Annotated in this window: 5 protein-coding genes; 2 read left to right on the top strand and 3 right to left on the bottom strand. The window is 42.7% G+C overall.

Features of this window, described 5'->3' with window-relative positions; translation table 11 throughout:
• Nucleotides 1–61: 61 nt before the first annotated feature.
• From ligA to CXF78_RS02750, 3 genes are all read right to left on the bottom strand, one after another.
• Complete coding sequence (ligA, locus tag CXF78_RS02760) at nucleotides 62–2,074, bottom strand: NAD-dependent DNA ligase LigA (protein ID WP_102035908.1); 2,013 nt, start codon at nucleotides 2,072–2,074, stop codon at nucleotides 62–64.
• Nucleotides 2,075–2,175: 101 nt separating this feature from the next.
• Entirely contained in the window at nucleotides 2,176–3,234 is a 1,059-nt protein-coding gene (gene zipA, locus CXF78_RS02755; RefSeq protein ID WP_102035907.1) for a cell division protein ZipA, read from the bottom strand.
• A 21-nt stretch (nucleotides 3,235–3,255) separates the two neighbouring features.
• On the bottom strand, nucleotides 3,256–6,690 hold the full coding sequence (locus CXF78_RS02750; RefSeq protein ID WP_102035906.1) for a chromosome segregation protein SMC: 3,435 nt from the start codon (nucleotides 6,688–6,690) through the stop codon (nucleotides 3,256–3,258).
• Between the two features lie 160 nt (nucleotides 6,691–6,850).
• Between CXF78_RS02750 and cysZ the strand changes: the two genes are divergently transcribed.
• Nucleotides 6,851–7,624 carry a sulfate transporter CysZ gene (cysZ, locus tag CXF78_RS02745; RefSeq protein ID WP_102035905.1) on the top strand — a complete coding sequence of 258 codons (774 nt, stop codon included), beginning with the start codon at nucleotides 6,851–6,853 and terminating at the stop codon, nucleotides 7,622–7,624.
• A 317-nt stretch (nucleotides 7,625–7,941) separates the two neighbouring features.
• Nucleotides 7,942–9,480 (top strand): carbohydrate binding family 9 domain-containing protein (locus tag CXF78_RS02740; protein WP_145991356.1); only part of this gene is annotated, 1,539 nt, incomplete at its 3' end.

Here is a 9,480-nt window from a genome sequence, read left to right as displayed (position 1 = left end):
AATTCACAACAAACTCTTATCTATATGCACCAGCATAAATAAAGCGCTACCAGCTTTCATGTTAGTTAGCCGCATTCAATAGATCCATCAGAGCTTGTTCATCTATCACTTTAACGCCCAACTCTTCCGCTTTTGCTAACTTAGAGCCAGCAGCCTCGCCAGCGACAAGGCAATCAGTATTTTTCGAGACACTGCCAGCCACTTTGGCGCCTAAAGCCTGTAATTGGGCTTTGGCATCGTTACGATTAAGCTGGGTTAACGTACCGGTTAACACCCATGTTTGCCCTTTAAGACTAAGCTGCGACTCGTCAGCTTGTTCAATAACAGGCCAAGTAATACCGGCTTCAAGCAATTGATCTATTACTTCAATGTTATGTGGTTGAGAAAAAAATTGTCGAATGTGCTTGGCAACGATGTCACCAACATCAGCAACTTCTAACAGTTGTTCAACGCTAGCGGTTCGAATACGCTCAAATTCAGCAAAGTGTTGCGCTAAATTCGCAGCGGTAGCTTCCCCTACTTCACGGATCCCAAGACTATATAAAAAACGCGCCAACGTGGTGGTTTTAGCATCTTTAATTGCCGCCACGATATTGGTCGCCGACTTCATCGCCATGCGTTCTAACATCGTGACGCTTGAAGCGGTAAGTGAAAACAAGTCTGCTGGCGTTTTGACTAATTCTTTGTCAATTAACTGTTCGACGATTTTATCGCCCATGCCATCAATATTTAATGCTTTACGGGATGCAAAATGCTTAATAGCCTCTTTACGTTGCGCTTCACAAAAGAGTCCACCACTGCAACGCGCTACAGCTTCGCCTTCTAAACGCTCAACAATGCTTTGGCACACAGGGCAATGCTGTGGAAAGATAATATCTTGTGCATCATCGGGGCGCTTTTCTGGCACGATAGCAACAATTTGCGGGATAACGTCACCTGCGCGGCGAATAATCACTGTATCGCCTATTTTTACCCCAAGACGGGCAATTTCATCAGCATTGTGCAAGGTCGCGTTCGACACAGTCACGCCACCGACAAAAATCGGTTTGAGGCGAGCGACTGGGGTAACAGCACCTGTTCGGCCAACCTGAAAGTCAACTGACTCTAACAAGGTCATTTCTTCTTGGGCTGGAAATTTATAGGCTATGGCCCATCGAGGGGCTTTAGCGACAAAACCTAGAGTTTGCTGCTTAGCAATGTCATTGACCTTTATGACGACACCGTCGATTTCATATTCAAGCGCACTTCGTCTGGCCATAATATCGGCGTAATATGCATAGACTTTTTCTAATGAATCAGTCACTTTCACTTCGCTACTGACGGGGACACCCCATTGTTGCAGCTGTGTTAGTTGGCCATAGTGGCTTGTTTGCATCGGTTGTGACTCGCCTTCGACTACACCTAATGCATAAGCATAAAACCCAAGAGCCCTTGAAGCGGTAATTTTACTGTCTAATTGGCGCAAACTGCCGGCGGCTGCGTTGCGAGGATTAACAAAGACTTTGTCACCTTTGCTTATTTGACGCTGGTTTAATGCCTCAAATGCCGCTTTAGGCATAAACACTTCGCCACGTACTTCAACTAAATCAGGAAATTCTTCACCGCGTAACTTGAGCGGAATAGAACGAATAGTACGCACATTAGCGGTAATATCTTCGCCGACACTGCCATCACCTCGCGTTGCGGCGCGTTCAAGAACGCCCAAACGATAAGTAATACTCACGGCCAATCCGTCTAGTTTTGGTTCGCAAACATAATCAACGTTATCGACTTTATCAGTTATACGCTTATTAAATGCTGCAAAATCAGCTTGTTCAAACGCATTGTCGAGACTTAACATCGGTTTAAGGTGGGTAATTTGAGCAAATTTTTGTAATGCCATACCGCCGACGCGCTGTGTCGGTGAATCTACCGATTTAAATTGCGGATAGTCACGTTCTAATTCAGTTAAGCGCTTAATTAATCTATCGTATTCAGCATCGGGTATTGACGGAGCATCATCAACGTAATAACGAATATTATGTTGATTAATGGTGTGAGTAAGTTGATCCATTTCAGTTTGAATAGCGTGCATTGTGGCATCCGTCATACAAGTTGTAACCGTGGTTTGCTTGATAAAGTGTAAAGGTATAAAACAATTAAGGCCGCTGCTGCGGCCTTAATTAACACATCAACCTACGCGGCATTGAGTCGTCGTAAATAATCTTTTTTGGTGGCATCGGACCAAGGTTGACGTTGTCCATCCAATAATTCTGCACCGAGATCCTCGGCAATTTGATAAGCTGAGTTCAGCATAATGGTGAAGTTCATTAATGGATCGCCATAACCCGGTAAGGTCATAAACAGCACCACACCTTGGGTGACAAATTGCTCCATATTATCTGGATCAAATATTCCTGGTTTTAGCATGTTAGCGAGTGAAAACAGCACTTTCCCAGTACCTGCATTGTCAATGTGGCGATGAAAAATATCCATATCGCCAAATTTAAAATTGAGCGATAACAAGCTTGGCAATAATTCTGCACCTTGAATTTGCTCGCCCGCTTTAGCAACAATATGCAGTACTAACACATCGGTTGGCTCTACAGGTTCATTTACAGGAGCATCCGCTTTCGGGGTTGATTTAACCTCTACTTCAGCTTTAACCTCTTCAACTTCAGCTTTAACGTCGACTTTTGGCGCTGCTGGTTGTATTGGTGGCTTAATCGGTTCTGCTCTGGCGGCAACAGGCTTACCTGTGTAGCTTTCTAACTTAGCGGTACTGGTTGAAGGATTGAATATCTTTTTAGGAGTATTCATTGACGTACTTGCCATTGGAGCAGGTTTAACGTCGTCACCTACAAATAAGCTTTGTTGTGCAGGCTGTACCACTTTAGGTTCAACATGTTCTGGCTCAGTTTTATGCGGACCAGGCTGACGCAATGAATCTTGTAAAGGAGTGTCGGTTAGCTTAGTTGTACCCGAGTGTGGCTTTTGACTTAAATTAGTCTTTAATACTGGCTTAATGACAGTTTCTTCAACCTCACCAGGTTTACGTATACGCACTTGGCCAATACCATCTGCGTCAAAACCTTCAGAGTCTCGACGTTTAGCTTGGTCTTTATAAAATCCAGCCATCGGACTTTGCTTCATTGATTTAGGTTGTTGTTTGCGAATCGACCAAAAACCGTGCACTAACACCGCAATTATTGCGATAGCGCCTAATACGAATAACACCAGTTGTAGATCTTTCATTAGATTCCCTGTCTTGCTAATTTATACCGCGTCTGCCATGGCGACGGCGGCTTCAATGTCCACTGCGACTATTCTTGAAACGCCTGGTTCATGCATAGTAACGCCAATAAGTTGATCGGCCATTTCCATTGTTATTTTATTATGACTGATATAAATAAATTGCACACTCTGTGACATTTCTTTCAGTAACCGACAAAAACGTTCGACGTTGGCGTCATCCAAAGGTGCATCTACTTCATCTAGCATACAAAAAGGTGCTGGATTCAGTCTAAAAATGGCAAAGACTAATGATAAAGCGGTTAACGCTTTTTCTCCACCACTAAGTAAATGTATGGTGCTATTCTTCTTACCTGGCGGTTGCGCCATAATAGTAACACCCGTTTCAAGCAGGTCATCACCGGTTAATGCCAAATAAGCCCTTCCCCCACCAAAAACTTTAGGAAATAGCAGCCCTAAATCATGGTTTACCGTTTCGAATGTGGCTTTAAAACGGCTTCGGGTTTCTTTATCTATCTTACGGATAGCATCTTCTAAAATCGCTAATCCTTTATTTAGGTCGTCATCTTGACTGTCTAAATAAGCTTTTCGCTCTCGTTGCGATTCAAATTCTTCAATGGCTGCAAGGTTGATAGCACCTAAACGTATAATGTTCTGTTTTACTTTTTCAAGCTGTTGCGACCAAACATCAACAGATGCATGTTCCGGTATGTCGGCAATGACCTGTTGTAGCTGAATTTGCTGTTCTTGCAGCAATTGCAGCTGCCCATTAGCCTGCCCTTTTAAGCCCTCACGACGTAACTTTAACGTGCTTATCTTTTGAGTCAAGTCTTGTAACACTACAAGCTGTTGTTTTTGCATCAATACTAAACGGTCTAAACTGCTTTGAAGCTCTGCTTGTTGAGACCGATTGTGCTGTAATTGCTGCTGTAATGCTTGTTGCTGCTCGAGTGCTTGCGCCAGCTGTGTTGATAATTGACTTAAATCATGTTGACCTTGTTGCTGCTGATTGTCGAGCAACATTTGTTGTAACTGAGTCAATTGACTGACTAATTCTGTCTGTTTTTCATGTTGTTGCTTTAATTTCTGTTCACTCAATGCTTGCTGGGTAGCATGTTGTTGCACTTGTGTTTGCAGTTGCTTAACGTTATTTGCAACATCGGTGCGAACAACTTTGGTTTCACGCAGCTTGGCTTGGCTTGTTTGCCAAGCTTGTTGAGCAACATCGTGTTGGTTCATCGCTTGCAACAATGTATCTTCTTGCGTCAACACTTGTTCTTCAAGGGCATCGACATGCATTTGTTTATCACCCATTTGCTGTTCAAGCTTGGCGATTGACTGGCTGCATTGCTGTTGTTTATCGCGTTTCTCAACGGCTTGTTGAGTTAAACTTGTCACCAAAGAGTGCAGTTTTGTCTGCTCTATTTGCAACTGATGACAAGCCTGTTGGCATTGATTCAGCTCTACCTGAGTGGTCGCAGCCCGTTGAGTTAACGAAGTCAGAGATTGCTGAGACAATAGCAGTTGTTGCTCAAGCTCAATTAATTGCTGACTTAAGCTTGTTCGCTCTTGGCTCAGTACAATAGCGGATTGCCCTGCCTGAGTATGATTGAGCACAAAACCATTGCCTATCAAGTAACCTTCTTGAGTGGCAATATATTGCTCAGGAAGCAATGTTGGTAATAACTCCTTTGCTTCACTGAGACTGGACGCCCACACAACATGTTGTAACCATGGCGTTAAATTAACTGGGGTTGTTAAAGCAGGATACGTCACTTGATGCTGTGGCTCAAAACCCACTGTAGGCGGAGAAACGCTCAATGAAGATGTTTGACCCAACCCTAGAACAGGTAATTGACTTAAGCCTTGTAACACTTTATCGACCGCTTTCTCCCAACCAGGCACAACCTCAATAACTTGCCACAATTGTTGGCCATCATCTTGAGTGTGATCAGCCAGCAACTCATCAATAAATTGCAACCGAGAGTGATGGCGAGTGACTGTTTGCTTTAGGGTTTGATAAGCATCACTCGCTTCAGTGACGGCTTTTTGCTGCTCATGTAAGGAAAGCTCAAGTTGACTGTGTTGCAGCTGTTTATCATTTAGTTGTTGTTCAACATTCGCTAATTCTGCCGTGCTGTTGTGCAACTGCTGTTGGTTGTCTTGCTGAGCTAAAGCTGCTAACTCTGTTTGTAATTGAGCTAAGTACTGTTCGTTTTGTACCAAGCTTTGCTGTTGATGGCTGAGCGTCGATTGGCTCAGGGCCAACTGCATTTTATGAGTCGCTAAGATTTCAGCATATTGGGTTACTTGTTGCTGCTGATCATCACACGCTTCTTCGATAGCAAAAACTTGCTCATCGATTTGCTCAAGTACAATACTCGCCTGTTCATAAGCGGGTTGGTGAGTATCCAATTGCGCAACCAATCGTTGATGAACATCGGTCATGCTGACAATATTATCGTCAGCTTGTTTGATTTGCTGTTGTAATATTTGAATTTGTTGCTGCAACTGAGAGTCTTGCTGTTGCTGATGAGCAAGCTGTTGCTCAAGCTTGGTCATGGTATTACCGGCTTGGTAATATTGCTCTACCAGCTTATGTTCAGCATCACTGAGCTCAGCCAATTGCTGTTTAAGTTGAATAACACTGGTGTCGCCCTGCTGTGCGGTTTTGGCTAACGCTTCAGATTTAAGCTCACCTTCGGCCGTTTCGGCATCAAGTCTGTCTGTTTGCTGCAACAATTGCTGATAGCGCATCACTAATAGCTGGCTATGCAACTCTCGTTCACTATTTTTTAATTCTCGGTACTGTAGAGCGGCTTTAGCTTGTTGCGATAGCTTGTCTAATTGGGCACCGAGTTCAACTCGAATATCATTTAAACGTTCGAGGTTTTCACGGGTATGACGAATACGGTTTTCGGTTTCTCGGCGGCGTTCTTTATAACGCGAAATACCTGCCGCTTCCTCAATAAACACTCTTAATTCTTGAGGTTTAGATTCGATTAAGCGTGAAATAGTACCTTGCTCGATAATGGCATAACTACGCGGCCCAAGACCCGTCCCCATAAATAAGTCGGTAATGTCTTTTCGACGACATTTTTGACCATTGAGGAAATAGCTTGATTCACTGTCGCGGTTAACTTGTCGCTTAACCGAGATTTCTTGATAACTGGCATATTGACCAGTGAGCCTTCCCTGAATGTTCTCGAATACCAGTTCGACACCCGCAACAGAAATGGGTTTGCGTGCCGATGAACCGTTAAAAATAACGTCGGTCATCGAATCGCCACGTAAATGCTTTGCCGAACTTTCACCCAGCACCCAGCGTACGGCATCAATCACATTGGATTTTCCGCAGCCGTTTGGGCCAATAATCGCTGATAAGGCGTTATCAAATGGGATTTTAGTTGGGTCTACAAACGACTTAAATCCAGCAAGTTTTATTTGTTTTAATCTCATGTTGCCAGTTCAGGTACGCATTAAAAGGAAAAAGCAGCTCACTTTAGCAATTGAGCAGCTTTTTGTAACGATTTTTATCCTTTTGACACAGTTTATCACTTGTTTTATTGTGCTTGGCTCGTCAAAATCAACAATATAAGTCACAAAATAGGCAGTCTCAATGGTTACCAATTCAATAATCGCCAAAAAAAGTGGTGTGAATTATTTTATCCAAGGGTTTCAATTAATTAAACAGCCGGGTTTACGTTCATTTGTATTTATCCCGCTGATGATCAATTTAGTCTTATTCGCCTCAGCGATGTATTTTGCACTAGGACAATTAACTGAGCTATTTACCTGGATGAACGGGCAACTTCCAGAATATTTAAGCTGGTTGAATTTTTTATTGTGGCCATTAGCCGTCTTGACAATGTTAGTGGTAATGTCGTTTTTATTCAGCTCAGTCATGAACTGGATTGCGGCGCCGTTTAATGGTTTATTGGCCGAAAAAGTCGAGCAGCATCTCACTGGAAAAAACTTAAATACTGGCAGTTCGGTCGATATGCTCAAAGATTTGCCGCGTATTTTTGGTCGTGAATGGATTAAGCTCAAATACTATTTACCACGAGCATTACTGTTTTTAGTGTTATTTTGGTTGCCGATTATCGGCCAAACTGCAGCGCCCATTTTATGGTTTTTATTCACCGCGTGGATGATGGCAATTCAATATTGCGACTATCCATTTGATAATCATAAAGTGCCTTTTGACGATATGAAGTTCGCTCTCAAAAATACCAAGGGTTCGAGTTTTAGCTTCGGTGCTACCGTGACAGTGTTTTCAATGATCCCGATTGTAAACTTTATCGTTATGCCGGTAGCCATTTGTGGTGCAACGGCTATGTGGGTCGATAAATATCGTGATGCCTATAAAAATAGCATTGTCGCCCCCGATTAATCGTTAGAAAATTAAGCTGTAGAGAGTTAATCCAACTGATTATTTTTGAAAAATAATCAGTTCGAAAGTAATTAGTTCGCAGACAGTTAGTTCGAAGGTAATGGCTCAATAGAAGCATGGTCTCTTCTCGCAGTAGAACAACCGAAACTGTACAGCTTAAAGACAAGCCCGATAGCGACTATCGGGCTTTTTTATTACATTTACGCAAGCTAATTTAACATTCAGTAACAATTTAGTGATTATTTTGGTACAAGTCGGACCTACGTTTTAAGGAGTTTTTTGCGACAATAAGAGAAATAACAAAAAATAAAAACAGAGTGAAAGTGATCAACAACTTAATTCCAACTAACAGCTTTGCACCAATCAACCGATTAACTCAAACTTGTGAACGTACCTGTGGCGCTATATTAATTTTGGCATTATTGAGCAGTGTATTATCTTTCGCTGCGTTTGCGGGTTCGAGCCAGCAATTCCATCTCGACATCCCGACCATCAATGAAGATATTGAGATGGATGGCGACTTTAACGAATCAGCTTGGCAACACGCTACCGAGGTAATGCTGCGTTATGAAACCTCTCCTGGTGAGAATACCGCTGCACCAGTAATAACCACAGCTAAAGTCTATGCGTCAAACACCAGCCTATATTTTGCGTTTACCGCCCACGATCCTAATCCAGACAATATTCGAGCAAATCTACGTGATCGAGATAAATCCTGGGGCGATGACATGGTGGGTATTATACTGGATACCTTCAATAATGCTCGTTTAGCCTACCAATTTTTTATTAACCCTTATGGGGCGCAAAGTGACTCCATTGAAAATGAACTCACTGGTCAAGAAAGTGATGCCTGGGACGGGATTTGGTATAGCAAAGGTAAACTCACCAAAAATGGTTTTCAAGTTGAGGTGCAACTCCCTTTAAGACTGTTTAATTTTGATGACAGTAATCCAATTCAAACTTGGGGCATTGAGCTTATTCGCTTTTATCCCCGCAATGAAACCCATCGCTTATCCACTCATAAAATAGACCGTAACGTATCGTGTCAGTTATGCCAATTAGGTATCGCATCGGGTTTAGCTGGTGCAACTCAAGGGAAAGACCTCCAACTCACACCCTCGATTGTGGCAAATCAAAGCCAGCAACGAGACGTAGCGCAGGCCCAACCTTGGAGTGATGAAAGTAATGTTGATGTTGGATTAGATTTACGTTGGGGGATCACACCGACTACCTTACTTAACGCCACAATTAACCCAGACTTCTCTCAAGTAGAAGCTGATGCGGGTCAGCTAGATGTAAACAACACATTTGCACTCTTCTTTCCGGAAAAACGCGCCTTTTTCTTAGACAACAAAGATTACTTTGATACCCAATTAGATTTACTGCACACCCGCAATATTAGTTCGCCCGATTATGGGGTAAAGCTGACCAGCAAAACCGATAACCATACCGTTGCAATATTGGCGGCCAATGACACTCAAACCCAGTTTTTAGTCCCTGGCAATTTAAGTTCTGATGTGGCGATATTGGATCAGCAAAGTCATAACATGGCGGCTCGCTATCGATTTGACCCTAGCAGAGAGTTTTCAATTGGTGGCTTAGTGACGTTAAAGCAAGCCGATGATTATCATAACTATGTTGCCAGTGTTGATATAAAGTACCAACCGACGAAACAAGATACTTTCACTGCGCAATATGCGCATTCACAAACAGCTTATCCGGACGATTTATTCACTAAATTTTGCAATACGGATGATTGTTTACAGCAATCTGAACAATGCGAATTTGGTGATTGTAATATCAACGAACGCGTTTTACGTACCCATAAAGACGATAACTTTAACGACAGCATGTAC

The sequence above is a fragment of the Shewanella sp. 11B5 genome, assembly GCF_002836795.1.
Classification (GTDB): Bacteria; Pseudomonadota; Gammaproteobacteria; order Enterobacterales; family Shewanellaceae; genus Shewanella; species Shewanella frigidimarina.
This window is presented reverse-complemented; position numbering and strand designations above follow the sequence as displayed.

Coding starts and splice junctions, on each gene's coding strand:
- ligA (WP_102035908.1), bottom strand. CDS start 2,074: ATGCACGCTATTCAAACTGAAATGGATCAACTTACTCACACCATTAAT.
- zipA (WP_102035907.1), bottom strand. CDS start 3,234: ATGAAAGATCTACAACTGGTGTTATTCGTATTAGGCGCTATCGCAATA.
- CXF78_RS02750 (WP_102035906.1), bottom strand. CDS start 6,690: ATGAGATTAAAACAAATAAAACTTGCTGGATTTAAGTCGTTTGTAGAC.
- cysZ (WP_102035905.1), top strand. CDS start 6,851: ATGGTTACCAATTCAATAATCGCCAAAAAAAGTGGTGTGAATTATTTT.